This window comes from Corallococcus sp. AS-1-6, from assembly GCF_020037015.1.
Taxonomy (GTDB): Bacteria; Myxococcota; Myxococcia; order Myxococcales; family Myxococcaceae; genus Corallococcus.
This window is the reverse complement of the sequence record NZ_JAIQDE010000020.1, coordinates 54,741-80,063: the sequence shown is the minus strand read 5'-3', so window position 1 is coordinate 80,063 and position 25,323 is coordinate 54,741. Positions and strand designations below refer to the sequence as shown.

The window sequence follows — 25,323 nt, the reverse complement described above, 5'->3', positions numbered from 1 at the left end:
GGACGGGCCCGGAGGAAACACGAGGACGCGGGAGGTTACTGGCGCGTCCAGGCCACCGTGCCGCTGCACGCCTCGTTGCCGAAGCAGCCCACGCGGATCTGGTACGTGCCGCCCGCGCTCGCCGGCGCGGTGTAGGTCGCGCGCGACAGCGAGCCGCACCCGGAGGCGTCGTCGTTGTACGTCACCTGCTGGCCGGCGGCGTTGAACAGGCGCACCACCGTGTCACCCGTGCCGGACGCGCCCGCCACGCCGCAGCTCCCGAAGGTCAGCGTCTGGCCGGCGGCGAGGGTCACGTCGCTGTTCGCCGTGCCCGTGGTGGCGTTGGCGGTGTTGCTCACGTCGAAGGTGAACGAGCCCTGGGTGGACGCGCTGGCCTGGGCAATCTCCCAGGCCACCGTGCCGGCGCAGGCGCCCGCCTGGTAGCAGCCGGCGCGGACCTCATAGGTGCCCGCGACCGTGGCGGTGTAGGTGATCTTCGAACCGTAGCCGCTGCCGCAGCCGTCGTCGTTGGAGGCGACCTCCGTGCCGGACGGGCCGCGCAGGCGCAGCCAGGAGTCGCCGCTGGTGAGGGCCGCGTCCTTGACGCCGCAGGTGCCCACGGTGAGCTTGTCGCCAGCCTTGAGCGTCACCGTGCCGTTGACGGTGTTGCGCGTGGCGCTGGCGGTGTTGGTCGCGGAGAAGGTGAAGTTCGGCGGCGTGGTGCCGCACAGCCGCAGGTTGGTGGTGGCCGCGCACAGCCCCTGGATGGCCTGGTGCACGTAGGTGACCTCCTCGCCGTTGCAGCCATTCTCCGCGCAGACGTTGACCTCGTTGCAGTTGGCGCCCGCGCGCTCCACGTAGTCCTGGTCGCCGCGCACCAGGATGCCCGCCACCGTATAGGTGCCCGTCTCGTACACGCCGGAGCCGGAGTTGCCCCCGAAGGTGTCCGTGCTGGCGACGAAGTAGTCCATGTACTCGGCGAAGTTCTCACGCACGGAGCCGCCCGAGTCGATCTTGAACGGGACGCCGCTGCCGCTGCCGATGACGGCCACGTTCTGGCCCACCGTCAGGGGGGCGCTGCCCGGACGCACCGGGGCGGGCTTGAAGCGCGGCGCCGCCGAGCGGTCCAGACGGATGATGGCGTAGTCCACGTTGGTGGCTTCGCTCCCCGTGCTCAGGTGCCGCGCGACGATGCTCTTGCAGGAGAAGACGTCCTGGCTGGTGATGGTCTGGAGCTGGCCTTCCGCCGTCTTGTAGAAGTTGAAGACGAAGCGCGCGTCCTTGCACTCGATGAAGTCGTCGTTCGGCGTCGCGGGCCCCACGCAGTGGCCGGCGGTGAGCACCAGGTCATCGTCGATGAGCGTGCCGGAGCAGAGGGCCGGGATTGGATCGTTGAAGAAGCGCTGGTCCGTGCAGAGGCCCTCCCACTCGCCCAGCGTCAGCGGATCCACCTTGACGTCGTTGGGGTTCGACATGTCGAGGAACTCCGGGATCGTCAGCATCACGGTGGACTGACGCGCCAGGTCCCGCAGGGCCGCGCTGGGGTGCGCGTAGACGTCCATGCGGTCGTCGTTGCCGTAGACGACCGGCGCGCTGGACTCGTTCAGCGCGGGCTGCTGCTCCGGCGCGCCGGACTCGGGGGCCGGACCACAGGCCAGGGCGGTGAGGGTACAGAACAGGGTGCCGAGCAGCTTCGCGCGGCGGACGGGGGCGGACATGGACATGCGGGGTGACTCCTGACGGGTACGGCGACAGACACAGCGAAGAATGGGGGTGTTACTGGAAGACGTAGACGGACCCGTGCGGTCGCATGGAAGGACCGGGGGGAGGGGATGCCAGGGGTTCCGCGTTCAGTCCGCGTCGGGGGCTTCGAGCCAGGACAGGGCCTCGGAGCGGGACTCGAAGGTCTTCGCGGGGATGGTGAGGCCGGCGTTCTTGGTCATGCGCCACGCCTGCAGGCCGCTGCCGGGGTCGCTCACCACGCGCGCGGAGCGCTTCATGCCGCGCTGCTGGGCGTAGGCGTTCAGCCGGGCCATCTCCCCCACCACCGTGGCCGGCATCACCCGCAGCCTGGACTGGTCCACCAGCGCGGACCACTCCGCGCCCCCGCGGGCGGTGATGTCCTTCTTCAGTTGCTCGACGTACTCGGTCACGTCCTTCGGCGTCACTTCCGAGGGATAGATGATCTCGATGATGTCGTGGGGCAGGTGGGCGATTTCAATCTTCATGCGCGGCTTGCGGCTCTCTTCCAGGCGGGGCGCGCCATCCTAGCCGCAGTGTCTGTCGCCGGATACCGCGCCCCCCGCAATCCCTCCACCGGGGCGGGGATTGTCGGGCCTTGCGGGCAGAACCGTGCCTGGAGGGTCCGGCGGACCCGGGGCGTCACGACGCCACGTGCGGCCGGTGTGGGCCGGCCGGTGCAGGCGGGGCCCGGCCGGCTGGCCGGAGCGGGGCCTGGCGGAAGGCGCGGGCGCGGGAAGTGGATGACCCCCGCTCCCAGGTTGTCAGGATGATGCCTATGCGCCAGCCCATCCTGTCGGTCCACGGCGCGGCTCTGCCGGTCGCGCCTGAAACCAACCACCTCGTCCTGGTGAACGCCCCCAGGGAGGAAGCGACCCCCGCGGAGGAAGCGCTCACCGAGGCCCGGGAGTGGCTGGACCGCCTGCACTCGCGGATGGTGCAGGGGCCGGACGAGACGCTGCACGCCGGGATGACGGCCCTGCACGGGGGGCTCATCCAGCGGCGGCGGCAGTGGAGCCCGGAGGTGTGGAAGCGCTTCTGCCAGGAGCTGGCGCGCAAGCACCCCATGCGCCCCTTCCTGCACCAGTGCCCCTTCACCCGGCACGCCTTCGAGCGGCCGCGCGGCTACGCGGGGGACGCGGCGCTCATCGACTACCTCTACATGGACCACGCGGCGGACGAGCTGCACGCGGGCCGTGAAATCTACCGCTACATGCACGGGCAGCCCTCCGCGCGCAGCGTGCGCGAGCGCCGGGAGCTGCTCGCGCGGATGATGGACGAGACGGCCGGGCGGCGGCCCGACGGGCGCGTGCTGTCGGTGGCGTGCGGGCACCTGCGGGAGGCGGAGTCGTCACGCGCGGTGGCGGAGCGGCGGCTCCAGGAGCTCATCGCGTTCGACCAGGACCCGGTGAGCCTGGCGGAGATTTCGCGCCTGCACCCCAGTGGCATCGTGCGGCCGGTGTGCGGCTCGGTCCGCTCCCTGCTCGCGGGCAAGGCGGCGTTCCACGACCTGGACTTCGCGTACTCCGCCGGGCTGTACGACTACCTGTCGGACTCCGTGGCCGCCCGCCTCACCGCGCTGCTCTTCCAGATGCTGCGCCCCGGTGGACGCCTGCTGGTGGCCAACTTCGCGGTGCACCCGCCGGAGACGGGCTACATGGAGGCCTTCATGGACTGGTGGCTCACCTACCGGGACGAGGACGGCATGCGCGGCCTCCTGTCGGAGACGCCGCTGGAGCAGGTGGACGGCGTGCGGCTGTTCCGCGACTCGCAGGACAACGTCATCTACCTGGAGGTGACGCGCCGGTAGTCAGTGCACCGGTGAGCCGGAGCGGGGCAGGGTGACGGTGAAGGTGGAGCCCTGCTCCGGGGCGCTGGCGACGTCGATGTTGCCGCCCAGCGCCTGGACGATTTCGCGGACAATCCACAGGCCCAGCCCGAAGCCGCCGTAGTGGCGCACGGACACCGCGCGCTCGAAGCGCTCGAAGATGCGCGCCCGGTCCTCCTCCGCGATGCCGATGCCGTGGTCGCGCACCTCCAGCCGCACGCGCGTCGCGTCCCCGTCCAGCGTCACCTCCACGGGCTTGCCCGCGCCGTACTTCATGGCGTTGGTCAACAGGTTGCCCACCACCTGCTCCAGCCGGAGCGCGTCCCAGTGGCCGATGAGGCGCGGCTCGCTGGCGTGGAAGCGCACCTCGCACTCGGCGCGGACCAGGGCCTCGCGGCTGCGCTCCAGTTGGCCGCGCACCAGCGCCACCAGGTCCACGTCCTCGCGCTTGATGTGCAACTGGCCCTGCGCGATGCGGGAGATGTCCAGCAGGTCGTTGACCAGCTTCCCCAGCCGCTGCGTCTGCGAATAGGCGGACTCCAGCTTCGCGGTCAGCTTCTCCGGGGCCATGGGCGCGCCCCTGGCCTGGGACTGGAGCCCCTGGATGTGCAGTTGCAGCGACGTGAGCGGCGTCTTCAGTTCGTGCGCGGCGATGGACAGGAAGTCGTCGCGCCGGCGCACGGCCTCCTGCTCCTCGCGGTAGAGGCGGCCCTGCTCCTCGGAGAGGGCGGCCACGCGCTCGAAGTTCTCCGCGTTCTCCAGCGCCGCGCCCGCGAGGATGGCCACGAAGGACGCCAGTCGCTCCTCGTCCTCGCCGAACAGCGCGCCCACCTTGCGGTGGCTGGCCACCACGCAGGCCACCGTCTTGCCCCGGACCTGGAGCGGCGCGCACAACAGCGAGCGCACCCCGAGCAGCTCCATGCTCTCGCTGATGCCGCCGGGCAGCCCCTGGCCCAGCACGGTGATGCGGCCCGTCTCCAGCGCGCGCGCGAGCGCGGTGCGGCTGAGGCCCTGGTTCTTCGCGTCCTCCTCGGACACCACCGCGCGCGGGTCCACCACGGCGCAGCGCTCCGCGCGCAGCAGCTCCTGCATGGACTGGCGCGCGGTTTCGAAGACGGCCTCGCGCGACAGGGCGGAGGCGAGCCTGCGCCCCACCTCCAGCACGCGCGGGAAGCGGTCCACCAGCGACAGCGTCTCCACGCCCGTGGCGTGCTCTGCCTCCCGGTGCAGGCCGTCCTCCATGGCCTCCAGCTCGCGCGCCGCCGTCTCCAGGTCGCGCGCGGCGCCGGGCCAGCCCTGCACCCGGCCCACCTCGCCCCGGGCCTGGAGCGTGAGCGCGCGCTCTTGGCGCATCTCCAGTTGCTCGGCCACGCGCAGGGCCTCGTCCAGGTGCTTGCGGGCCCGCGCGGGCCGGCCACGCAGCGCGCACATCAGGCCGCGCTCGCGCAGCGCGTGGGGCAGGTTGTTGCGGTAGGTGCGCGCGACCTCGTGGGCGCGCTTCGCCACGCCGTCCGCCTCCGCGAGCAGGCGGTCGCGCTGCTTCGGGTTCAGGGGGCTGGCCTGCTGCGCCAGGCGCCTTCGCGCGGTGGCGAGCCACGGGGTGATGGGGGCCACGTACTCCTGACGCAGGTGCGCGTCCTCCACCACGCGCTCGGCGCGCTCCAGCACCTCCGCGGCGCGCGCGGGCTCGTTCTCACGCAACAGGCGCAGGCCCTCCGCCTGGAGCACGCCCGCGAAGGACTGCGGGTCGGTGGCGGTGGGCGCCGCCAGCTCCGTCTCCAGCAGCGCCGCGGGGATGCGGCCCCCGGTGGACTTGGCCCACGCCTCCAGGCCCAGGCGCAGCGAGTACCGGTCCCCCAGCGCGAGCGCCGCCGCGTGCAGCTTCTGGCTCACCGCCGCGGCCTCCTTCAGGCGGCCCAGGCGGTAGAGCGACATGGCGATTTGAAAGGTGGCGTTGTTCACCTCCCACGGGTCGCCGGTGCGCTCCAGCAGGCGCACCGCCTCGCGGCACTTCTCGATGCACTCCCTGAAGCGCGACGAGGCGTAGAGGGCCAGGCCGTAGAAGTGCAGCGACTGGCCCTGGCCCCACACGTCGCCCAGTTGCTGGCGCAGGGCCAGCGACTTCTCCGCGTAGGCGTACGCGCGCTGGAACCAGGGCAGGGTGGTGAGCGCGGGCGAGTGCGCGGAGTAGGCCTGCGCCAGCTCCGGCGTGGGCGGGTAGCGCTCCGCCAGGTTCATGTCGCGCAGGTGCGCCCAGAGCACCGCGGCGCGGCCCCGCTGGTACCAGTAGCCGTACGCGAGCCGGCTGTAGAGGTTGACCGCGAGCAGGTCCTCCTCGCCCCGTGCCAGGGACTTGCGGCCCAGCCACAGGCGCGGCGCCACGGTGTGCGCGGCCTGCGTGAGGATCTCCCACGCCGCGCTGGCGCCGGTGGTGAGCGTGCCGGGCGGCACCCAGCGGCCCAGGAGCTTCAGGCCCTGCTCCAGGTAGGCGTTGGCCTGCACCGTCTGGCCGCGCTTGAAGGCGAGTTCGCCCAGGTGGCCCAGGGTGCGGCCCTGCTCCAGCCGGTCGTGCGCCAGGGCCTGCGCGGTCTCCAGTTGCCGCTGCGCCTCGTCGTAGCGGCCGCGCATCATCAGCGCGGTGCCCAGCCCGGACGCGATGCGGTAGCGGGTGCGCGCGTCCGCGCCGGAGGCGCCGCGCTCGGCGATGCGGTAGTTCACCTCCGCGGTGTCCAGCGAGAAGCGCTGGCGCGCCTGCTCCGCGGCCACCAGCGCGTAGGGCAGGGCCTGCGCGCTCTCGCCCGCCGCGTCGAAGTGGTAGGCCAGCTCGAACGGGTCGGTGGGCGCGGACTGCTGGGCGGCCCGCGCGGCCAGCCGGTGCAGCTCCCGGCGCTCCTCCGGGGAGAGCAGGTCCAGCAGCACCTCGCGCAGCTTGTCGTGCACGAAGGTGGAGCGCGTGCCCTGCGTCCACAGCATGTGCCGGCGGCGCGGGGGCTCCAGCGCGGTGGTGACGGCCTCCAGCGGCGTGCCGGAGAGGGCCGCGACCGCCTTCGCGTCGAAGGCCTTGCCCAGCACGGCGCCCACGCTGAGCACGTGCAGGGACTCCGGTGGCAAGAGGCGCAGGCGCCGCACCAGGAAGGTGGCCGCCTGGCGCGACGAGCGCGCGTGCGCCATCGCCTCCGGCTGCACCCACCAGCCCTCCGGGCCGGGCATGAGGACGCCGTCCTCCACCAGCCCGTGCAGCACCGCGGAGGCCATGAACGGGTTGCCCTCCGCCAGCCGCGTCACCAGCTCCACGGCCTCCGGCGGCAGCACGCCGGCCATGGACTCCGCCAGCAGCGCCACCTCCGCCGCGCCGAAGGCGGACAGCTTCAGGTGCGCGCCCGGCGCCAGGCGCCTGAGCACGTGGTCCGCGTGGATGTCCTCGCTGCGGAAGGACACGATGAGCAAAAGCCGCCCGTCCCCGGCGCGGCGGCCCTGCGACCACGCCTCCAGCGCGCGCAGCGTGAGCGTGTCCGCCCACTGGCAATCCTCCAGCACCACCACCGCGGGCGCGTCCGGCGTGCCCAGCGCGCTCAAGAGCGCGGTGAGGCTCCACACGCTGCGGCTCTCGCTCAGGGACTCCGGGCCCAGCCCCTGGGGCCGCGCCGTCCGCGAGTCCGGCAGGAGCACCTCCGCGAGCGGGGGCAGCACCGTGCACAGGCCGGCCTCCTGGCCCGCGAGCCGCTCCCGCAGGAGCGCGCCCAGCGCGGGCTCCTCGCGCGCGGCGGCGGCGATGCCCTCGGCCACGCCCGCGAAGAGCTGGAAGGGGCGCTGCGCGGCCTGGTCCTGTGTCTGGCCGTGCAGCACCCACGCGCGCTGGCCCGCGGCCCGGGCGGAGAACTCCTCCAGGAGCCGGCTCTTGCCGCCGCCGGACTCGCCCTCCACCACCACGGCGCGCGAGCCGTCCTCGCGCGTGCGCTCGAGCTCGCGCTCCAGCGTCAAAAGCTCCTCGCGGCGGCCCACGAAGGACGGCTCGGTGAGGCTCTGGCGGTGGTCGTGCGCGCCGGTGACGAGCGCGGGCTCCGCCTCCCCCCGGGACAGCGCGGCCTCCAGCGCGTTCAGGTCCGCGAGCGCGGCGTCCGCGGACTGGTAGCGGTCGCGCGGGTCGGTCTGGCTCAGCCGCGCGATGAGCTCCTCCATCGCCAGCGGCACCTCCACGCCCACGGGCCGCAGGCGCGGGTGCGCGGTGAGGTGCAGGCGCAGCACCTCGCCCACCGTCGCGCCCTCCAGGGCGGGGCGGCCGGACAGCGCCTCGAAGAGGACCAGGCCCACCGAGTACAGGTCCGACGGCGCCTCCACCGGCCGGTTGATGAGCCCCGCCTGCTCCGGGGACATGTAGCGCGCGGTGCCCACGGGCAAATCGCGCAGGGACGGGTCCAACCGCTCGCTGCGCGACAGGCCGAAGTCGGTGAGCCACGCGGCGGACAGCGGGAAGTCGCGCACCAGGATGTTGGAGGGCTTCACGTCGCGGTGGAGGACGCCCTCGCGGTGCGCCTCCGCGAGCGCCTCCAGCAGGCGCTGGCCCAGGACGATGGCCTCCGGCAGCGACAGGGCGCCGCGCCGCAGCCGCTCCTCCAGCGTCTCGCCGTCCACCCACGGGGTGACCAGGTAGAGCAGCTCGGCGGACGTGCCCAGGTGGCGCACGGGCACCAGCGCGGGGCCCTGCAGCCGCGACAGCACCTCCGCCTCGTGCTCCAGCCGGTGGCGGGCCGTGGGGACGAAGGCGGCCAGGGCGGTGACCTTCACGAGCACGCGCTCGTGCGTGAGCAGGTCCAACCCCTGCCACGTGGAGATGCCCCGGCCGGCCTTCACCCGCTGGCGCAGCTCGTAGCGGTTGCCCAGCCGCTGGCCCGGGTGTGGCTCCCTGGGGGTGTCGCCGGCCTGTTGGAAGCCTTGCGCCATTCAATGCCCTCGCGAGCCCCCAACCGCGTCGCCCGGCGGCGTGGTCGGCCGGATGTCCCTCTTCCTCAAGCTGGGTTTCCGCCCGGGTCCCTGCCAGGGGGGAGCGGCCCGCGCGGTGCGCGCGCTGCTCGGGATTTGAACAGTCGGAACGCGCCCGCTTCCCGCCTCCATCCCCCGGTGCCCCCTGTCCGTTCGTGGAGCAGGCGGCCCGACAGGCGAACACGTGGATTTCCACGACGCCCCGGCGCACGGCGGCCCGCGCTTGTCCTTCAGCCGACAGCCGCGCGAATGCGAGCGGCCAGCAACGTTGCTGGAGGAAGGAAGGATGCCGCGCCGCGTTCAACGGGCGTGCTTGACTCGTCTGGTGGCCCGGCGGAAAAGCCCGTCGGGTCAGGCGGCCTCCCCCTTCCTCCCCCACAGGCCGCCGAGGGAGCGCGGAATTGAAGCTCGCGACGCTCAAGGACGGAACCCGCGACGGTCGGCTCATCGTCGTCAAGCGGGACAACTCCGCCTACGCGCTGGCCACCAACGTGGCCCTCACGCTCCAAGCGGCCCTGGATGACTGGGACGCGAAGGAGCCGCAACTGCGCGCGCTGGCGCAGCAACTGGAAGCCGGCGCGGTGCAGAGCCGCCCGCTGGACGTGAAGGCGCTGCACGCGCCCCTGCCGCGCGCCTACGAGTGGGTGGACGGCAGCGCGTACATCAACCACGTGGTGCTGGTGCGCAAGGCGCGCAACGCGGAGCCGCCGGCCACGCTGCGCACGGATCCGCTGGTGTACCAGGGCGGCTCCGGCGACTTCCTGGCGCCCACGCAGGACATCCCGCTGCGCGATGAGGCCTGGGGCCTGGACTTCGAGAGCGAGGTCTGCGTCGTGCTGGGCGACACGCCCATGGGCACGAAGGCCGAGGACGCGGAGAAGCACATCAAGCTGGTGATGATCGCCAACGACGTGTCCCTGCGGAACCTCATCCCGGAGGAGCTGGCCAAGGGCTTCGGCTTCTTCCAGAGCAAGCCCGCCACCGCGTTCGGCCCCTTCGCGCTGACGCCGGACGAGCTGGGCCCGGCGTGGAGGGACGGCCGCGTGCACCTGCGCATGCGCAGCACGCTCAACGGCCAGCTCGTGGGCGACGCGGACGCGGGCCCGGAGATGCACTTCTCCTTCCGCGACCTCATCCAGCACCTGACGCGCACGCGCGCCTTCACCGCGGGCACCATCCTGGGCAGCGGCACGGTGTCCAACGAGGACCGCTCCCGCGGCATCTCCTGCCTCGCCGAGCGCCGGATGATCGAGACCATCGACTCTGGGAAGCCCAGCACGGCCTTCATGAAGCCCGGGGACACCATCGAAATCGAGATGCTGGATGGGGAAGGGCACAGCCTCTTCGGCCGCATCTCCCAGACGGTGGTGAAGGCGCCATGAGGAACCTCAAGCTGCACGGCTACTGGCGCTCCTCCGCGTCCTGGCGCGCGCGCATCGCGCTGAACTGGAAGGGGCTGCCCTTCGAGTACCTGGCGGTGCACCTGCTCAAGGACGGCGGCCAGCAGTTCACCCCGGACTACCGCGCGCTGAACCCCATGGCCCGCGTGCCCACCCTGGAGTGGACGGAGGCGGACGGGCAGACGCGCAAGCTCTCCGAGTCCATGGCCATCCTGGAGTACCTGGAGGAGCGCGTGCCCTCGCCCGCCCTCCTGCCCACGGATGCGTACCTCCGCGCGAAGGCCCGCATGCTGGCGGAGATGGTGAACGCCGGCATGCAGCCCCTGCAGAACACGTCGGTAACGCTGCGCATCAAGAACGAGCTGAAGGCGGACGAGAAGGCCTGGGCGGCGCACTGGAACGTGCACGGGCTGACGGCGCTGGAGGCGGCGGTGCAGGCGACGGCGGGGCGTTATTGTGTGGGAGACGCAGTGTCGTTCGCGGACGTCCTGCTCGTTCCACAGCTCTACGGGGCCCGCCGGTTCGGTGTAGACCTGAAGCCCTACCCCACGCTCTTGCGGATTGAAGCGGCGTGCAACGAACTCCCCGCCTTCCAGGCGGCGCAGCCGGACCGGCAGCCCGACGCGCAGCCGGCGTAGTCACTCAATACCTTCTTCATCACCACGAGGAGTCAGCGACATGGCCAAGCAGGAATCGCTGGGCATCAAGGCCCTGGAGAGCATCCACTGGTACGTGCATGACCTGGAGCGCAGCCGCCAGTTCTACACGAAGGGGTTGGACTTCGCGGAGGTGGCGGTGTCCGGGCCGGAGCTGGAGGCGCACGGCAAGCAGAAGTCCGCGCTGTTCCAGGCGGGTGAAATCGCCCTGGTGGTGAGCCAGCCCGTGGGCGAGGGCGGCCGCGCGTGGCGCTATCTGCGCAAGCACCCGGACGGCGTGGGCACGCTGAACTTCGTGGTGGAGGACGTGGAGAAGACGTTCAAGCTGCTGGAGCAGCGGGGCGCCACGTTCATCACGGACATCCAGCGCTTCACGGACGACGCGGGCGGCAAGCTGTCGTTCTTCTCCATCACGACGCCGTTTGGCGACACCACGTTCCGCTTCCTGCAGCGGGACAACTACAAGTCCATCTACCCGGGCTTCCTGGTGCACGCGCAGCCCAAGGGCGGCAAGAACAAGTACGGCTTCGACAAGCTGGACCACGTCACGTCGAACTTCCAGACGATGAGGCCCATGCTCCTGTGGATGGAGCACGTGATGGGCTTCGAGAAGTTCTGGCACATCGAGTTCCACACCGAGGACGTGGCGTCGCAGCAGAAGCGCGACCACGGCAGCGGCCTGAAGTCCGAGGTGATGTGGGACCCCAAGAGCGGCGTGAAGTTCGCGAACAACGAGCCCAAGTTCCCGTTCTTCAAGGCCAGCCAGATCAACATCTTCAACGAGGACCACCGCGGTGACGGCGTGCAGCACCTGGCCATCACGGTGAAGGACATCCTGTCCTCGGTGAAGGACATGCGGCAGAACGCGGGCATCCAGTTCATGCCGACGCCGGGCTCGTACTACGACGCGCTGCCGGAGCGCATCCAGCGCATGGGCATCAAGAAGATCGACGAGGACATCAACGTCCTGCGCGACCTGGAGGTGCTCATCGACGGGGACAAGGAGCGCAGCTACATGCTCCAGATCTTCATGAAGGACGCGGCGAGCCTCTACAAGCAGGCGGACGCGGGCCCGTTCTTCTACGAAATCATCCAGCGAAAGGGCGACCAGGGCTTCGGCGGCGGCAACTTCCGCGCCCTGTTCGAGAGCATCGAGCGCGCGCAGAAGGCTGAAGGGCGCGTGTAGCTTCGCGAGGGAGCCGGCCGTGCATCATCGCGGCCGGTTTCCGCCCGGGTGAGCGGGTCGTCTACGGCTCACACACCTGCAGCGGGATGAGCCACTGCGCGAAGGCGCCCCTGGACTGCACCGCCACCTACGTCGCCTGCGGCTGTGGCTGCTGCGGCGGGGTGGAGCCAGAGGTGAAGTGTCTGTCCTGCGCGAAGGGCGACGACCTCCAGGCCCTCATCCAGAAGGACGAAGAGGCCCGGAGGGACCCGCAGTGTGCCGTCATGGGCTGCTCCACCGGGACGAAGTACGTCTACTGCGACGCCAACTCCCCATGACCCTCATTGAACCCATCATGCTCGTGGGAGCCGCCATCGGTGGCGTGACGGGCGCTGTCTGGGGTTTTGGATCCGGAATCGGCTGGGCGGTGGTGGGACTGCTCGGAGGCGTCGTGCTGGGTCCGCTCTTCCTGGTGCTTCTGCTGGTCGTCCTGGGGATGTTGATCACGCTGTTCAAGCAAGGACCGCGAGCGGTGCTGCGCGAGCTGCGCTGGCGCAGATCCCGCTAGGCCCGTTCCAGGCACCACGGCCCGAGGCGCAGGGGGTCCCGGCCCTCAGGCGCTTCCGTCCGGAGCCGGCACACCCTGCGCTGACTTCCCTCCGAGCGCATGGAGTTGCTCCACTGCCTCCGGAGGACAATCCCCACACAGGCGGTTGGCGGGCACGGCGATGTCGATCTTCTTGGGATAGGCGAGCTTGAGGTTCGCCATGATGGCGCTGAACTCCGCGAGGGTCTTGCCGCCGAGCCGGGGGTTGCGCTCGCGCTCCTGCGCGACGGTCGACACGTGACGGTGCTGATAGTCGTGCGCCGGGTACACGAGGGTGTCGTCCGGCAGCGGGAAGAGCTTCTCGTGGATGGAGCGGTACAGCGCCGCGGAGTCGCCGCTCTGGAAGTCCGTCCGGCCGCAGCCGTCAATCAGGAGGGCGTCCCCGGTGAAGACGCGCATGACGCCCGGGAGCTCGACGAGGTAGCTGTGGTGCGTGTCGGTGTGGCCCGGGGTGAAGAGCGGCTGGAAGTGGAGGCTCCCCACGCTGAATGGCCGCCCCTCCTCGACACCGACGTCCCTGCACGACACCTGCTCCAGCGCCGGGAGCGCGATCTTGCACCCGGTGAGGTTGCGCAGCCGGCACGCGGAGGTGATGTGGTCCGCGTGGATGTGCGTCTCCAGGACATACGCGAGCTTCAGTTGCAGCCGCTGGAGCTGCTCGAGGTCCCGGTCCACCGTCTCCAGCACGGGGTCGAGCAGCACGGCCTGCCCCGTCCGCGGACAGCCGAAGAGATAGGTGTACGTAGAGGACTCAGGCTCGAAGAGCTGACGGAAGATCATGAGGACGTTCCTTTCGTGGCCCCGCGGTCCAGGGCTCAGCGCCGCCCCTCGCCGTCGGCGTACTGCCTGAGGATCGACTTCGCCTGATCGTTGAGCTCGATGCCGAGCCGCTCGGCCCTGGCGACGGCGTCGTCACCGGAGAGCCCCTCGGCCCGGGCGACTTGCGTCAGGGTGAGGAGCCCCGCGCGGCGCCCCGAGGCGCAGTGCACCAGCGTGGGCGCGGGGAGGCGTGCCACCGCCTCGTCGAATTTCCTGGCGGCCTCGGTTCCGAGGTTCGAGGGGGACACCGGCATGTGCAGGTACTGGAGTCCGTGCTGGCGGGCCACCGCCCCCTCTTCATCCGGTGAGAGGGCCTGGCCCACCTCCTCCGAGGTGCGCAGGTTGACGAGGCTGCGGAACCCCTCCGCCGCGAGCGCTTCGACCCGCTCCCGCGTGGGCTGCGACAGCTCCACGGTCCATCGCTCACCTAGCTTGATGCGCTCCGTTGCCATGGTTCTCCTCCTCGGGTTGTGAAGCTCTTCACGGTGAAGGCACCACGAGTCCGCAGGCGCGGTTGGCCGGGACGGCGATGTCGATCTTCTTGGGCTTGGGCAGGTGGAGGTTGTCCATGATGGCGATGAACTCCTCGCGGCTCCTGCCCGCGACGCGCGGGTTGTGCCGCTTCTCCTCGCCGATGCTCGTCGCCATGTGACCGTGGTAGTCGTGCCCGGGGTAGACGAGCGTCTCGTCCGGCAGGCGGAAGAGGACGCGGGTGAGGCTGTCGTAGAGCTGGCTCGCGCTGCCGTTCTGGAAGTCGGTGCGGCCGTTGCCGCGCACGAACAGCGCGTCGCCGGTGAAGACGCGGTCGCCCAGCAGGTAGCTGACGCTGTCATCCGTGTGGCCCGGCGTGGCGAGCACCTGGAAGACGAGCCCCCCGACGCGCACTTCGTCTCCGTGGCGCACCTGGACATTGGCGCAAGCGGCACCTCCCACGCTCCCCACCACCGTGGCCTGGGTGCGCTCGCGCAGCACGCCGGACGCCGTGACGTGGTCCGCGTGCACGTGCGTATCGAAGACGTGGGTGAGGGTGAGGCCCAGCTCGCCCACGAGCCGCAGGTCCCGGTCGACCTGCTCCAGCACGGGATCAATGAGGACAGCCTGGCGCGTCGCTTCGTCGCCAAGAAGGTAGGTATACGTCGAGGTCTCTGCGTCGAAGAGCTGGCGGAAAATCATATCGTAGCCTCCTGTCCATGAGAGCCAGGGGGCGGGCGGAAGGATTCAGGACCTTCCCCCCTGCTGAATCCCTTCCCTCCGAATCTGGTTCTCACGAGCCGTCATCGCCTCCTCCCTTCCTTGCTCGGAGGGGCGCGTCGCCCGCTTCATCGCCGCCGGGAACTTTTCGCGGCCGTCACCGTGTCCTGGAGCAACGTGAGCAGCCGGTCCTTCATCGAACGTGCCCTGGTGCACCTGCCCGCCCTCCGGCGGGTGGGCCGCCGGCTCACGGGCAGCGCCGCGGAGGCGGACGACCTGGTGCAGGAGACGGTGGCGCGCGCCCTGGAGCGGCGCGGGGAGCTGAGGGATCCGGAGCGCCTCAAGGGCTGGCTGCTCGCCGTGCAGCGCACCGTGTTCCTGAACTCCCGCCGGGGCCTGCGCCCCCACCTGGAGGTGCTGGAGGGCGGGCTGGGCAAGGCGCTTCCCGCCGAGCCCTCCACGGACATGGAAGCGGAGCTGCACGCGCGCACCCTCAGCGCGGGGATGCAGGCGGCGCTGGACTCGCTGGCGCCGGAGTGGCGCGACGCGCTGTGGCTGCGAGAGGTCGAAGAGCTGAGCTACGAGGAGATCGCCCGGGTGCAGGGCTGCCCGGTGGGCACCGTGCGCTCGCGCCTGGCGAGGGCGCGGCTGGCGATGCTCGACCTCCTCGAGAAGGAGAAGGCCCATGGAAGCCTGTAGCCCGGAGTGGCAGGAGCGCCTGTCCGCGTGGTTCGACGGGGAGGCCCAGGCCCATGAGCGGCAGGCCGTGGAGCACCACCTGTCCCGGTGCGCGGGGTGCACCTGGGAGGCGGCCCGCTATGGCTCGCTGCGCGAGGCGTTGAAGGCGGAGGGGGCCGTCCCAACGCGAGTGCCGCCCGAGCTGGCGGCGCGCGTCTCCCGCCTGGCCCCTGGCTCCCGGCCGTCCCTCCCGAGGCGGAGGCTGGCGGCGGGCCTGGCCGCGGCGCTCGCGTCGGTGGGCATCCTCTGGACGTCATGGCCCAGCGGCATGAACGACGCGCTGGCGATGGACCTGGAGCGGCACCACCTCAAGGCCTTCTCGCGCGCCACGCCCTGCGAGTTCGAGTCCTCGGACCCGGGCGCGGTGAAGGCCTGGGTGGCGCGGGAGGTGGGCTACGCGGTGGAGGTGCCGGTGGTGCCCGGCGCGACGCTGCTGGGCGCCCGCCGCTGCCGGCTGCATGGACAGCTCTCCGCCTCGCTGCTGTACCGGCACGAAGGAGGCACGGCGATGACGCTCTTCCTGCCGCCACCGGGCTCGCCCGCGGCGCGGGAGGCGGAGAGCTTCGCCGGAGCGAGCACGCGCTGCACGCAGGGCCCCATCGGTGAGCGCATCTGCGTGGCGCCGCGCGCGGGCGGGCAGGCCGCGCTCGCCGTCTCCGAGCTGGAGCCGCCGGTCCTCATCGACGCCCTGTCCCGCCTGGCGCCTTGAGGACGCGAGGCCGGGAACTTCCGAGGCTCCCGGCCGTGTCCTCGGGGGCATGGTTCTGGGTCTCCCTGGCATCTTCCTCGCGGGCCTGCTGACGTTCCTGTCGCCCTGCGTCCTCCCGGTGGAGAGGCGGCGTGCGCGCTCCCCGAGGAGGGCTTCGTCCCGTCCCCCCACGGCCCGTCCGCGCTGGACCGGCTCGGGCGCCCGACGATGGTGGAGTTCGTGAGCCGGAGCTGTCCTGTCTGCCAGCGGATGGAGCCCGTGGTGGCCCTGGCCGGGCACCATTGCGCGGGACAGGGCGTCGGCGTTCTTCGCCTCGATGTCGGGACCGCCGAGGGACGGCAGGCCGCCGCTCGTTACGGCATCCGCGGCGTGCCGACGTTCATCTTCCTGGATGGCGCGGGCCAGGAGGTGGCGCGCCGTATGGGCGAGCAGTCCCTGACGTCACTGCGGGAGGGCCTGGAGTCCATCGCGGGGATCCGCTGTGCCGGGCTCCTCCTTCCGGGCGCGCCCCACGCCCTGCCCGCGAGCGGCGGCGGCTCGGGCTCCTGACGCCAGGCGGGGAGAATCCTTTCCGCGCCGGGGTGGCTCTCACCCCGCGCGTGCCCCACTTCCCAGGGGCACTCGCGGGCCTCCGGGCCTGATGGGAGCCGCTCCGTGAAGTCCGTCCTCGTCGTCGTCGTCGCCGTCCTGGCCGCCGCTCCGTTCCTCGTCTCCTGTGCGCACTCTCGCTCCGCCGGAGCCGAGGCCCACCAGCGGGTGGAGGCCGGTGCGACGCTGGTGGATGTCCGCACGCCGGAGGAGTTCGCCGCTGGGCACCTTCCCGGGGCGGTGAACATCCCCGTGGAGGAGCTGTCCCAGCGGTTCGCCGAGCTCGGCTCGCCGCGGAAGCCCCTCGTCGTCTACTGCCGCAGTGGAGCGCGCAGCCGCCGCGCCGAGCTCTTCCTGAAGGAGCGCGGCTTCCAGGACGTCTTCAACCTGGGCCCCATGTCGGCCTGGGAGTGACGGGTGGAGGTGGCCGGGGCGCCGGCCCGCCGCGGGAACTTCTCGCGGCGCGCCTCGTGTCCCATCCGCTGATCCCCTCACCCAAGGTGCTTCACGATGATGCGTCTGTTCTCCCTGCTCGGCGCGCTGTTCGCGCTGGGCGGCCTGGGCTCCGGCTGTGCCCTGACGCGGCCGGGCTCCCTGGCCGCCCGCGCCCATACGCCCCGGCGCGAGCAGCTCACCGTCCTCTTCGTGGCGGACCTGCACGCGCAACTGCGCGCCCACCCGGAGCTGTTCTGGCGCGATGGGAAGGAGCGCATCGAGGAGGCCGGCGGCTTCGCCCGCGTGGCCGCCGCCATCCAGCGGATCCGCGCCGAGCGCGGCGGTGACGTGCTGGTGCTCGACGCGGGGGACACGCTCCAGGGGTCGGGGGCGGCGGCGCTCACCGAGGGCCGCGCCCTCATCGAGCCGCTGAACGCGCTGGGCTTGGACGGTGCGGTGCCCGGCAACTGGGAGGTGGTGTACGGCCCCGAGGTGCTGCGGCAGCGCGCCCGCGAGCTGAAGCACCCGCTCATCGCCGCGAACCTGCGCGACGCGAGGAGCGGCGAGCGGCTCTTCCCGCCGTACCTGGTGAAGGAGGTGGGCGGCGTGAAGGTGGCCGTCGTCGGCTTCACGGATCCGGACGTCCCGCGCCGCCAGCCCCCGGGTTACAGCCAGGGCCTGCGCTACGACGGCCCCGAGGCGCTGCCCGCGCTGGTGCGGGAGGTGCGCGAGCGCGAGGGTGCCCAGGTGGTGCTGCTGATGACGCACGTGGGGCTCGCCAAGGCGGTGGGGCTCGCCGCCCGCGTGCCCGGCGTGGACGTCCACCTGTCCGGCGACACGCACGAGCGCACCGAGGTGCCCATCGAGCAGGCCGGCAGTTGGGTGGTGGAGCCCGGCGCCTTCGGCTCCTTCCTCGGCCGGCTGGACTTGTGGGTGGAGGCGGGGAAGGTGGTGGACCGCCGTTGGGAGCTCATCGAGCTGACCGCCTCGCGCTTCCCCGAGGACCCGGAGGTGGCGCGACTCGTGGATGCCGCGCTCGCGCCGCACGAGGCGGCGCTGGCCCCCGCGGTGGGCCACACCGGCGTGACGCTCGCGCGCTACGCGGTGGTGGAGAACCCGCTGGACAACGTGCTGGCCGACGCCATCCGCGCCGCTGGCGGGACGCAAATCGGCCTCTCCAATGGCTTCCGCTTCGGCACGCCGCTGCTGCCCGGGCCGGTGCGCGAGGCGGACCTGTGGAACGTCTTCCCCATCGTCAACAAGCTGAAGACGGGCAAGGTGAGTGGCCGCCAACTGCGAGCCTTCTGGGAGCAGGAGCTGGAGAACGTCTTCGCGAAGGACCCGGAGAAGCGCTTCGGCGGGTGGCTGCCGCGCCCCTCGGGGATGACGCTGCGCTTCCGCGCGGGCGCGCCCAAGGGGCAGCGGCTCCTGGCCCTGGAGGTCGGCGGCGAGCCGGTGGACGACGCGCGCCTCTACACCGTGACGGCCTGCGAGCGGGAAGGGGATGCCCCGGACATGGTCTGCCGCATCCCCGGCGTCCAGGAGCCGCGCGTCCTGGACGTGGACGCGCATGAGGCGTTGCGCCGCTTCCTCGCCGGCAATCCGCGGCTGCACGACGCGCTGGAGGGCCGCGCGGTGGGCGAGGACCTCCCCCCGGTGCTGCGCACCCAGCAGCTCCCCCAGTGAGCTCCCGCTCCCCCAACCCTTCCAAGGACCCTCAAATGAACCTTCACGCTCCCAGGCTTCGTGCCGCCACGCAGGTCGCGTTCCGCGGCCTCTTCAGCCTCATCTTCCTCACCGCTGGCGCGAAGCACCTGCTCGCTCCTGACACCATCGTGGGGCGCCTGGCGGAGGCCCCGGGGGCCGCCCTCGTCAGCGGGCTGGCCTCTCCCCGGATGCTGGTCGTGCTGAGCGGCGCGGTGCTGCTGCTCGGCGGGGTGGCCCTGCTCACCGGGACGCTCACGCGCTGGGCCGCCGTCGCGCTCTTCGCCGTGCTGGTCCCCATCACCCTCACCGTGCAGGTGGGCGCCGCCGGGGGCATGGGGCCGCTCTTCAAGAACGTGGCCCTCCTGGGCGGACTGCTGCACTGGGCCGTGGAGGGCGCGGGCCCCGTCAGCGTCGACGCATGGCTGGCCTCGCGCCCCCGACTCCGGCTCCCGGTGGCGGGCGCGGTGGGCGTCCTGGCCCTGGCCCTGGCGCTGCCGGCGCTCGCGCGACAGCCTCTGGCCCCCGGTGTCCCGGCCGGACGCGGCGCGGGCTCCACGGAGCGGGTGTTCTTCCTGGTGCAGCAGCCACCCCAGCTCAAGGCCGCGCTGGCCGCCGGCCAACAGTCGCTCAAGGGGCTCGGCTTTCCCGCGCGAGAGGTGGAGGTGCTGGTGTGCGGGCCCGCGATCACCTCGCTCCTCGCGGGGGACGCCATGGAGGCGCGGCTCGTGGAGGCGAAGCAGGCCGGCATCCGGGTGGTCGCGTGCGGGCTCACCCTGGCGGAGAAGGGGATTGCCCCGGCCGCGCTGTCACCCTCCGTGGAGGTGGTGGAGAACGGCCTCGTGGAGGCCCTCCAGCGGCAGGCCGAGGGCTTCCGCTCGGTGGAGCTCTAGCCGCCCGTCCCCCGTGTCGACCTGGAAGTGGAGGTGTTCGATTGAACCGCACCCTGCCGCCCGTCCTCGGCCCCCTCGTCGCGGCGCCGTCCCAGGCCCCCGGCGCCCGCCCGGACGGGGCGTAGCGCTCCGTCCCGTGGCGAGCGCGATTCCCATCAGGCGGGCCCTGCTGTCCCTCGGGCTGCTGGCCATGGCCGGCCTGCCGCTGCCGGCCCAGGCCGAGAAGGAGGCGGGGCCGCGGCTGGAGCTCGAGGAGGGGCTCCAGGTGCGCCTCGACCAGCAGCTCCGGGCCGGGGACTCAGCGACCGTGCGCCTGCGGCGGGGGCGCGTGGGGGTGCGCCTGCGCGGGTTGGAGTGGGTGCGGGGCTCGGTGGAGGTGTCCTTCGACGGAGTGACCCTGCTGCCCGGTCCGGTCCGGGGGCCGTCGCCCGCCCTTCATGAGGCCAGCGCCACCTTCACCGTGCTGCCCCATCAGGTCTGGCTGAGCGTGGGGTGGTTTCGTCCCCAACTGGGCCGCGAGAGCCTCACCAGTGGCTTCGTGGTGGACTCGCTCGACAAGGCCTTCACCCAGGGCCCCCTGCGCCAGTACCTCACCGGAGCGGGGGCGGGGCGGGCTCCGGGGTTGGACGTGGGAGGGCTGGTGCTGAGGCAGGGCTGGAGCGTGCGCTACGACGCGGGCGTGGTGATGGCCCGGCCCGGGCCGGAGGGAGAAGGGCGCCCGCCGCTGCTGCTGGCCCGCGCCGCCCTCACCCTGGGGATGCCCGAGGCGGAGACGTACGCCCTCGGCCTGCCCATGAATGACCTGGGCCTCCGGCAGGGCCTCACCCTCGCGCTGCAGGGCAGCACGGACGCGGTGGGTGATGCCCATTCGTTGGGAGTGGACGCGTTGCTGCGCCTGCGCCCGGTGGTGCTCTCGGCCGAGCTTCACCAGGTGGCCTCCGCAAAGGGACGCGCGCTGCTCGCGCATGTCCGCGCGGGCGTCAACCTGCCCGGCCCGGGGGCCACCGTGATGGAGCCGTGGGTGATGGTGGCCAGGACCGCTGGCGAGGGACTGGAGGACTCCGCTCGCGGCCTTCGGCTGGAGGGAGGCCTCAGTTGGTATGTCGACCACCACGCGGTCCGGGCCACGCTGGGGGGCAGTTGGCGGCCTTCACCCCGCGACGCGACCTCTGGCGCCGCGTCCCCCGCACCCACGGGGCTGCTCGGTCTGTCCCTCCAGCACCGGCGCTAGGTCCTCGCGAGGGTGGCCGGGACGCCGTTCTCTTTGAGAGGAATTGAACGCCGGGGCGCGTCAGGCGGCGGTGAAGGGCAGGGCGGCCACCGTCACCGTGCCCGCGCCTTCGCCCAGCGTCAGCTCCGTGCCCGGCTCCAGCGAGTCGCGGTGCACGTAGCCCAGCGCCACCCGCTGACCCTTCACCGGGGACGTCACCACGCTCGTGACCCAGCCCACCTTCTTCTCACCCCGGCGCAGCTCCGTGCCGGGCGCCACGTCCTTCTCCCCCAAGAGCAGCCCCGCCAGCTTGCGGTTCATGTGCCCGCGGAAGGTGGCCCGGGCGATGACCTCCTGCCCGATGTAGCAGCCCTTGTTGTAGGAGATGGCGTTCGTGAGGTTCGCCTCCAGCGGGATGGTGGTGTCCACCATGTCCTGCCCGTAACGCGGCACCCCCGCCTCCACCCGGACGAGTTCCAGCGCGTCGAACCCCAGCGGCTTCAGCCCGTGCGCCCCGCCGGCCTCCACCAGCGCCGCCCACACCGCCTCCAGCCCCGCGCGCGGCACCAGCACGTCCACGCCGGACAGCCCGCCCGGCAGCGCCGTCCCCAACAGCCACACCTCCTGGCCCGCGAGGGACGCCTTGCGGCTGGCCAGGGGCGCCGGGGGCTCCAGGGGGCCGCCCGGGACGGCGGCCAGCACCTGGGCCGTCCGGGGGCCGAGCAGCTTCAGCCACGCCAGGTCCGGGGTGCCGTCGTGCAGCTCCGCGTCCTCGGAGATGAGGTATTTGTCCAGGAACTCCCGCACCTTGGCGCCCAGGCCGGGCTCCAGGTCCAGCAGGAGGTCGTCCTCCCGCTTGAGGATGCGTGCGTCTCCCACCATGGCGCCCTTCACCGTGAGGAAGGCGGCATAGGCGGCCGAGCCGACCGGGAGGTTCTTCACCTCCTGGGTCACCATGCCGTGGAGGAAGGAGGCGCGATCCTCCCCCGTTATCCGGAGGATTTCGCGGTAGGACGCATCGTGCAGTGCCACGGCGTCGCGCGCCGCGCCATACTCCGCGCCCACGTCTCCATACCCGGCCACGACCTCGCGGCCACCCACCGGAATGAAGCGGGCACCCACCCGCTCGTGAACAAAATGCAGCGTCAGCGGTTCCATGCCCGTCGCTATATAGAGGCGCAGGAGCGGATGCCACGATGGATGTGAAGCAGCTTTCGGCCTTCCAGGGCTTCTCGACGGAGAAGCTCCAGAAGCACACCGTCTTCCAGTCGGGTCGCTTCTTCCTCGACGTGTACTGCCTGGCCCCGGGCCAGGCGCAGAAACCCCACCGGCACGCCACGTCCGACAAGGTGTACCTCGTGCTGGAGGGGCGCTGTCGCTTCCGCATCGGTGACGAGGAAGCGGCGCATGGCCCCGGTTCCACCCTTTTCGCCCCCGCGGGCACCGAACACGGCGTCGTCAATGACGGCCCGGACAACGCCCGCCTCCTCGTCCTGATGACCCCCCCTCCGGAGCACGCATGAGCAAGAAGGCCCCGACCCCGGCCGCCCCCGTCCCCACCCGTGGCGCACTCGCGCTGCTGGTGCTGGGCCTCCTCACCAGTGCGCTCGCCGTCTACCAATGGATGGAGCTGCTCACGCTGCGCGCCGGTGGCGCCACGAGCTGCGGCATCAATGAGCACGTCAACTGCGAGACCGTCTGGAACTCGGACTTCGCCAGCGCCGTGCACGACACGCTGGGCATCCCCATCGCGGGCCTGGGGCTCGTGTGGGGATTGTCCGCCGTGGGCCTCGCCGCGCTGTACCTCGCGTGGGCGAAGGCGGGCCGCTCGGTGCGTCCGGCGGCCAGCGGCCTGCGCCTGCTGGCGGCCGCGGGCGTCGTCTCCGTCGCCGTGTTCGCCAGCGTCAGCGCGAGCGTGGGCGTGGTGTGCCCCACGTGCCTGGGCACCTACGTGCTGGTGCTCGCGTTCGCGGGCGTGGCGTGGCGCGGCCTGCCCGGCCCCCTGATGCCCCAGGCGGGCGAGTGGGGCGGCACGCTCCAGTGGACCGTGGGCATCTCCGCCGTCGCCTTCGTGGCCATGCTGATGCCCGGCCGGGCCACGCCGCACGCGCCCAAGGCCGGCGCCTTCCTGCCGCCGGTGGCCTCCACCCAGACGCGGACGCCGGACAGCTCCAGCAGCACCCCGCCTCCGCCCGCGCCGCCGACCACGCTGCCGGAGTTCATCACCAGCCTGGATCCGCAGCAGCGCCAGTTCCTGTCGGACGCGCTCGCCGTGTACCGGTCGGCCACGCCGAAGCTCGCGGCCTACCCGCCGCGCGCCCTCTACGGCCCCGCGGACGCGCCGGTGAAGGTGCTGGAGTGGACGGACAGCAAGTGCCCCCACTGCAAGGCGCTGGTGGAGGAGCTGGCCCTCATCAAGCAGCACGCCCCCAAGGGCTCGCTGTCCGTGGAGGCGCGCCAGTTCCCGCTGGATGGCCAGTGCAACCCGGCCATCCCCAACCGCGGACCGGACGCGCTCAGCGTGCGCTGCGCCGCGGCCCGGGCCACGGTGTGCCTGGAGGGCGCGAAGGACTTCTGGGAGCTGCGCGAGAAGCTCTTCGCCGCGCAGGCCTTCCTGGACACGGACAAGGTGATGGAGATCGCCAGCTCCGGCTCCGTGGCGCGCCCGCAGCTCGAGGGGTGCATGACGGCGCCGGAGACCATCGGGAAGCTGCGCCAGGACGTTGAATACGCCATGCGCTTCAACATCCAGGGCACGCCGCTGGTGCTGGTGAACGGCCGTGAGGTGCCCCCGTCCGCGCCGCTCATCTACGCGCTGGTGCTGTCGGGCGGAAACCCGGACGCCCCCGGCTTCAGCGCCCTGCCGCCTCCGCGCTCGCGTGGCACCGGCGCCCCCGGCCACGAGGGCCACGCCCACCCGTAGAGGGACACCAGGAGCGCACGGGACGCCATGGGCAAGCGCGACAAGAAGGACGAGGCCCCGCCGCCGGGGCCCTTCAACAACCCCTTCGCCGCCCTGTCCGCGCAGCGGGAGGCGCTGCCGGTGGGGCCTCCTCCGCCCGCGCCTCGCGAGAAGCCCGAGCCCAAGGGGCCCGCGCGCGCCGTGGTGCGCATGGAGCGCAAGGGCCGGGGCGGCAAGGAGGTGACGGTGGTGGAGCAGTTGGGGCTGCCCGCCGCCCAGCTCGACACCTGGCTCAAGGCGCTCAAGGGCGGCCTGGGCTGCGGGGGCGTGGTGGAGGAGGACGCGCTGGTGCTGCAGGGTGACCAGCGCGAACGGCTGCCCGCGCTCCTGGAGGCGCGGGGCGTGCGCAAGGTCATCGTCGGCTGAAGAAGCACGAAGGGGGCGGAGGAGAAATCCTCCCGCCCCCTGGCTTGTGTCGCGGTGCCGCCTTCCGCGCGTTGAGGACTACAGCGCGGCGATGATGGCGTCGGTGAACTCGCGCGTGGTGGCGCTGCCACCCAGGTCGCCGGTGCGCACCTTGGACTCGCCGCCGTAGACCTTCTGGATGGCGTTGGCCATGCGCTGGGACGCTTCCCGCAGGTCCAGCCACTCCAGCATCATGACCGCGGACATCATCAGCGCGGTGGGGTTCGCGATGCCCTTGCCCGCGATGTCCGGGGCGGTGCCGTGCACGGCCTCGAAGACGGCGGTGCGCTCGCCGATGTTGGCGCCCGGCACCATGCCCAGGCCGCCCACCAGGCCCGCGCACAGGTCGCTGACGATGTCGCCGTACAGGTTCTCCAGCACCATCACGTCGAAGCGGGTCGGGTCCTTCACCAACTGCATGCAGAGGTTGTCGACGATGACCTCGTCGTAGGCGACCTCCGGGAACTCGCGGCTCACCTTGCGGCAGCAGTCCAGGAAGAGGCCGTCCGACAGCTTCATGATGTTCGCCTTGTGGATGGCGGACACCTTCTTGCGGCCGTTCTTCTTCGCGTACTCGAAGGCGAAGCGGGCGATGCGCGTGGACGCCTTCTCCGTGATGACCTTGATGGCCTCCACGACGCCCGGCACCACGATGTGCTCCAGGCCCGCGTAGAGGTCCTCGGTGTTCTCACGCACGACCACCAGGTCGACGTTCTCGTAGCGCGTCTTGACGTTGGGGACGCTCTTCACCGGGCGCAGGGACGAGTACAGGTCCAGCCGCTTGCGCAGGCCCACGTTCGCGGAAGGCAGGCCGCCGCCCACGACGGTGCCGGTGGGGCCCTTGAGCGCCACGCCGCTGCGCAGCACGGCCTCCACCGTCTCGTGGGGCAGGTTGGTGCCGAACCTGGCCACCACTTCCGTGCCCGCGTCCTTGAACTCGAACTCCAGGGGGACCTTGAGGGCTTCCAGGACGCGGATGGTGGCCGCGGAGACCTCGGGACCAATGCCGTCGCCGTTGATGACCGTCACAGTGCGCGTGTTCGCCATGGGGGCGGTTCACACCACAAATCCGGGAGGGCCGGAAGGGCGAAAGCGGCCGGAATTCACCCCCGGGCATGGCCCCCATCAGCCCGGGTGGTCCGTCCGGCCGCCCGGCGGGGGACCGTGGGGGAGCCGCCCGGGGCGTGACGGCAGGGGGCGGGCCCCGGCGCAAGGGCTCGCCCGACACATGTGCCGAACGTGTATCGAGGCGCCAGGCCGCGGCGTCTGTCGTTGCCCGCGGGGCAACGGCGGTTCTTGCCGTTTGTGGTCTGG

24 protein-coding genes are annotated in these 25,323 nt (G+C 71.9%); 16 read left to right on the top strand and 8 right to left on the bottom strand.

Annotated features, from left to right (window positions below):
- Nucleotides 1-35: 35 nt before the first annotated feature.
- A complete protein-coding gene (locus tag K8612_RS25340; RefSeq protein WP_223764178.1) occupies nt 36-1,703 on the bottom strand; it encodes a trypsin-like peptidase domain-containing protein in 1,668 nt (555 codons plus the stop codon).
- 126 nt (nt 1,704-1,829) lie between these two features.
- Nucleotides 1,830-2,207, bottom strand: coding sequence for an STAS/SEC14 domain-containing protein (locus K8612_RS25335; protein ID WP_223738853.1), 378 nt, complete (start codon nt 2,205-2,207; stop codon nt 1,830-1,832).
- Nucleotides 2,208-2,497: 290 nt separating this feature from the next.
- On the opposite strand from K8612_RS25335, the gene K8612_RS25330 reads away from it, so the two are divergent.
- Nucleotides 2,498-3,529 carry a class I SAM-dependent methyltransferase gene (locus tag K8612_RS25330; RefSeq protein WP_223764177.1) on the top strand — a complete coding sequence of 344 codons (1,032 nt, stop codon included), beginning with the start codon at nt 2,498-2,500 and terminating at the stop codon, nt 3,527-3,529.
- On the opposite strand, the gene K8612_RS25325 is transcribed toward K8612_RS25330, so the two are convergent.
- The gene (locus K8612_RS25325) at nt 3,530-8,488 is read right to left on the bottom strand and encodes an ATP-binding protein (RefSeq protein WP_223764176.1); all 4,959 of its coding nucleotides are present in this window, start codon (nt 8,486-8,488) and stop codon (nt 3,530-3,532) included.
- A 440-nt stretch (nt 8,489-8,928) separates the two neighbouring features.
- On the opposite strand from K8612_RS25325, the gene K8612_RS25320 reads away from it, so the two are divergent.
- The 5 genes from K8612_RS25320 to K8612_RS25300 all read left to right on the top strand — a co-directional run bounded on the left by K8612_RS25320 (nt 8,929) and on the right by K8612_RS25300 (nt 12,316).
- Complete coding sequence (locus K8612_RS25320; RefSeq protein WP_223764175.1) at nt 8,929-9,909, top strand: fumarylacetoacetate hydrolase family protein; 981 nt, start codon at nt 8,929-8,931, stop codon at nt 9,907-9,909.
- The gene (gene maiA / locus K8612_RS25315; RefSeq protein WP_223764174.1) at nt 9,906-10,565 is read left to right on the top strand and encodes a maleylacetoacetate isomerase; all 660 of its coding nucleotides are present in this window, start codon (nt 9,906-9,908) and stop codon (nt 10,563-10,565) included. Before K8612_RS25320 ends, maiA begins: the two co-directional genes overlap by 4 nt.
- A 40-nt stretch (nt 10,566-10,605) precedes the next feature.
- Complete coding sequence (hppD, locus tag K8612_RS25310; RefSeq protein WP_223764173.1) at nt 10,606-11,769, top strand: 4-hydroxyphenylpyruvate dioxygenase; 1,164 nt, start codon at nt 10,606-10,608, stop codon at nt 11,767-11,769.
- An 86-nt stretch (nt 11,770-11,855) separates the two neighbouring features.
- A complete protein-coding gene (locus tag K8612_RS25305) occupies nt 11,856-12,086 on the top strand; it encodes a hypothetical protein (protein ID WP_223764172.1) in 231 nt (76 codons plus the stop codon).
- Nucleotides 12,083-12,316: a hypothetical protein gene (locus tag K8612_RS25300; protein ID WP_223738860.1), complete on the top strand. Its 234-nt coding sequence runs from the start codon at nt 12,083-12,085 to the stop codon at nt 12,314-12,316. The genes K8612_RS25305 and K8612_RS25300 overlap by 4 nt, the downstream gene beginning before the upstream one ends.
- 45 nt (nt 12,317-12,361) lie before the next feature.
- Here K8612_RS25300 and K8612_RS25295 read toward each other — a convergent pair whose 3' ends face one another.
- Genes K8612_RS25295 through K8612_RS25285 form a run of 3 tightly spaced genes read right to left on the bottom strand, consistent with a single transcriptional unit; the run spans nt 12,362 to nt 14,347 of the window.
- Nucleotides 12,362-13,135 (bottom strand): MBL fold metallo-hydrolase, encoded by a 774-nt coding sequence (locus K8612_RS25295; protein ID WP_223764171.1) that lies wholly within the window; start codon nt 13,133-13,135, stop codon nt 12,362-12,364.
- A 35-nt stretch (nt 13,136-13,170) separates the two neighbouring features.
- Nucleotides 13,171-13,626, bottom strand: coding sequence for a beta-lactamase hydrolase domain-containing protein (locus K8612_RS25290; protein WP_223764170.1), 456 nt, complete (start codon nt 13,624-13,626; stop codon nt 13,171-13,173).
- Nucleotides 13,627-13,654: 28 nt separating this feature from the next.
- A complete protein-coding gene (locus K8612_RS25285; protein WP_223764169.1) occupies nt 13,655-14,347 on the bottom strand; it encodes an MBL fold metallo-hydrolase in 693 nt (230 codons plus the stop codon).
- 195 nt (nt 14,348-14,542) lie between these two features.
- Between K8612_RS25285 and K8612_RS25280 the strand changes: the two genes are divergently transcribed.
- The 7 genes from K8612_RS25280 to K8612_RS25245 all read left to right on the top strand — a co-directional run bounded on the left by K8612_RS25280 (nt 14,543) and on the right by K8612_RS25245 (nt 20,663).
- Nucleotides 14,543-15,064, top strand: coding sequence for an RNA polymerase sigma factor (locus K8612_RS25280; protein ID WP_223764168.1), 522 nt, complete (start codon nt 14,543-14,545; stop codon nt 15,062-15,064).
- Nucleotides 15,051-15,812 (top strand): anti-sigma factor, encoded by a 762-nt coding sequence (locus K8612_RS25275; RefSeq protein WP_223738865.1) that lies wholly within the window; start codon nt 15,051-15,053, stop codon nt 15,810-15,812. The genes K8612_RS25280 and K8612_RS25275 overlap by 14 nt, the downstream gene beginning before the upstream one ends.
- A 207-nt stretch (nt 15,813-16,019) precedes the next feature.
- The gene (locus tag K8612_RS25270) at nt 16,020-16,361 is read left to right on the top strand and encodes a co-chaperone YbbN (RefSeq protein ID WP_223764167.1); all 342 of its coding nucleotides are present in this window, start codon (nt 16,020-16,022) and stop codon (nt 16,359-16,361) included.
- Nucleotides 16,362-16,466: 105 nt separating this feature from the next.
- Nucleotides 16,467-16,814, top strand: a complete 348-nt coding sequence (locus tag K8612_RS25265) for a rhodanese-like domain-containing protein (protein ID WP_373692136.1) — start codon at nt 16,467-16,469, stop codon at nt 16,812-16,814.
- A gap of 96 nt (nt 16,815-16,910) precedes the next feature.
- Entirely contained in the window at nt 16,911-18,521 is a 1,611-nt protein-coding gene (locus K8612_RS25260) for a bifunctional UDP-sugar hydrolase/5'-nucleotidase (protein ID WP_223764166.1), read from the top strand.
- 35 nt (nt 18,522-18,556) lie between these two features.
- On the top strand, nt 18,557-19,432 hold the full coding sequence (locus K8612_RS39360; RefSeq protein ID WP_306799721.1) for a DoxX family membrane protein: 876 nt from the start codon (nt 18,557-18,559) through the stop codon (nt 19,430-19,432).
- A gap of 136 nt (nt 19,433-19,568) precedes the next feature.
- Entirely contained in the window at nt 19,569-20,663 is a 1,095-nt protein-coding gene (locus K8612_RS25245) for a hypothetical protein (RefSeq protein ID WP_223764165.1), read from the top strand.
- Between the two features lie 60 nt (nt 20,664-20,723).
- On the opposite strand, the gene K8612_RS25240 is transcribed toward K8612_RS25245, so the two are convergent.
- A complete protein-coding gene (locus K8612_RS25240) occupies nt 20,724-21,800 on the bottom strand; it encodes a folate-binding protein YgfZ (protein ID WP_223764164.1) in 1,077 nt (358 codons plus the stop codon).
- 38 nt (nt 21,801-21,838) lie between these two features.
- On the opposite strand from K8612_RS25240, the gene K8612_RS25235 reads away from it, so the two are divergent.
- From K8612_RS25235 to K8612_RS25225, 3 genes are read left to right on the top strand one after another with little or no spacing between them, the layout of a single operon-like run.
- Nucleotides 21,839-22,165 carry a cupin domain-containing protein gene (locus tag K8612_RS25235; RefSeq protein WP_223738872.1) on the top strand — a complete coding sequence of 109 codons (327 nt, stop codon included), beginning with the start codon at nt 21,839-21,841 and terminating at the stop codon, nt 22,163-22,165.
- Entirely contained in the window at nt 22,162-23,565 is a 1,404-nt protein-coding gene (locus tag K8612_RS25230) for a vitamin K epoxide reductase family protein (RefSeq protein ID WP_223764163.1), read from the top strand. The genes K8612_RS25235 and K8612_RS25230 overlap by 4 nt, the downstream gene beginning before the upstream one ends.
- A gap of 27 nt (nt 23,566-23,592) precedes the next feature.
- Nucleotides 23,593-23,970, top strand: coding sequence for a translation initiation factor (locus K8612_RS25225; protein ID WP_223738874.1), 378 nt, complete (start codon nt 23,593-23,595; stop codon nt 23,968-23,970).
- Between the two features lie 78 nt (nt 23,971-24,048).
- On the opposite strand, the gene K8612_RS25220 is transcribed toward K8612_RS25225, so the two are convergent.
- Nucleotides 24,049-25,056, bottom strand: coding sequence for an isocitrate/isopropylmalate dehydrogenase family protein (locus tag K8612_RS25220; protein ID WP_223764162.1), 1,008 nt, complete (start codon nt 25,054-25,056; stop codon nt 24,049-24,051).
- Nucleotides 25,057-25,323 lie beyond the last annotated feature (267 nt).

Bases quoted from the DNA above. Each gene is read 5' to 3' on its own strand.
- K8612_RS25295 (WP_223764171.1), bottom strand. From the start codon at position 13,135: ATGATCTTCCGTCAGCTCTTCGAGCCTGAGTCCTCTACGTACACCTAT.
- K8612_RS39360 (WP_306799721.1), top strand. From the start codon at position 18,557: ATGAACCTTCACGCTCCCAGGCTTCGTGCCGCCACGCAGGTCGCGTTC.
- K8612_RS25235 (WP_223738872.1), top strand. From the start codon at position 21,839: ATGGATGTGAAGCAGCTTTCGGCCTTCCAGGGCTTCTCGACGGAGAAG.
- K8612_RS25305 (WP_223764172.1), top strand. From the start codon at position 11,856: ATGAGCCACTGCGCGAAGGCGCCCCTGGACTGCACCGCCACCTACGTC.
- K8612_RS25325 (WP_223764176.1), bottom strand. From the start codon at position 8,488: ATGGCGCAAGGCTTCCAACAGGCCGGCGACACCCCCAGGGAGCCACAC.
- K8612_RS25275 (WP_223738865.1), top strand. From the start codon at position 15,051: ATGGAAGCCTGTAGCCCGGAGTGGCAGGAGCGCCTGTCCGCGTGGTTC.
- K8612_RS25300 (WP_223738860.1), top strand. From the start codon at position 12,083: ATGACCCTCATTGAACCCATCATGCTCGTGGGAGCCGCCATCGGTGGC.
- hppD (WP_223764173.1), top strand. From the start codon at position 10,606: ATGGCCAAGCAGGAATCGCTGGGCATCAAGGCCCTGGAGAGCATCCAC.
- K8612_RS25335 (WP_223738853.1), bottom strand. From the start codon at position 2,207: ATGAAGATTGAAATCGCCCACCTGCCCCACGACATCATCGAGATCATC.
- K8612_RS25330 (WP_223764177.1), top strand. From the start codon at position 2,498: ATGCGCCAGCCCATCCTGTCGGTCCACGGCGCGGCTCTGCCGGTCGCG.
- K8612_RS25240 (WP_223764164.1), bottom strand. From the start codon at position 21,800: ATGGAACCGCTGACGCTGCATTTTGTTCACGAGCGGGTGGGTGCCCGC.
- K8612_RS25220 (WP_223764162.1), bottom strand. From the start codon at position 25,056: ATGGCGAACACGCGCACTGTGACGGTCATCAACGGCGACGGCATTGGT.
- K8612_RS25270 (WP_223764167.1), top strand. From the start codon at position 16,020: ATGGTGGAGTTCGTGAGCCGGAGCTGTCCTGTCTGCCAGCGGATGGAG.
- K8612_RS25285 (WP_223764169.1), bottom strand. From the start codon at position 14,347: ATGATTTTCCGCCAGCTCTTCGACGCAGAGACCTCGACGTATACCTAC.
- K8612_RS25260 (WP_223764166.1), top strand. From the start codon at position 16,911: ATGATGCGTCTGTTCTCCCTGCTCGGCGCGCTGTTCGCGCTGGGCGGC.
- maiA (WP_223764174.1), top strand. From the start codon at position 9,906: ATGAGGAACCTCAAGCTGCACGGCTACTGGCGCTCCTCCGCGTCCTGG.
- K8612_RS25340 (WP_223764178.1), bottom strand. From the start codon at position 1,703: ATGTCCATGTCCGCCCCCGTCCGCCGCGCGAAGCTGCTCGGCACCCTG.
- K8612_RS25290 (WP_223764170.1), bottom strand. From the start codon at position 13,626: ATGGCAACGGAGCGCATCAAGCTAGGTGAGCGATGGACCGTGGAGCTG.
- K8612_RS25225 (WP_223738874.1), top strand. From the start codon at position 23,593: ATGGGCAAGCGCGACAAGAAGGACGAGGCCCCGCCGCCGGGGCCCTTC.
- K8612_RS25230 (WP_223764163.1), top strand. From the start codon at position 22,162: ATGAGCAAGAAGGCCCCGACCCCGGCCGCCCCCGTCCCCACCCGTGGC.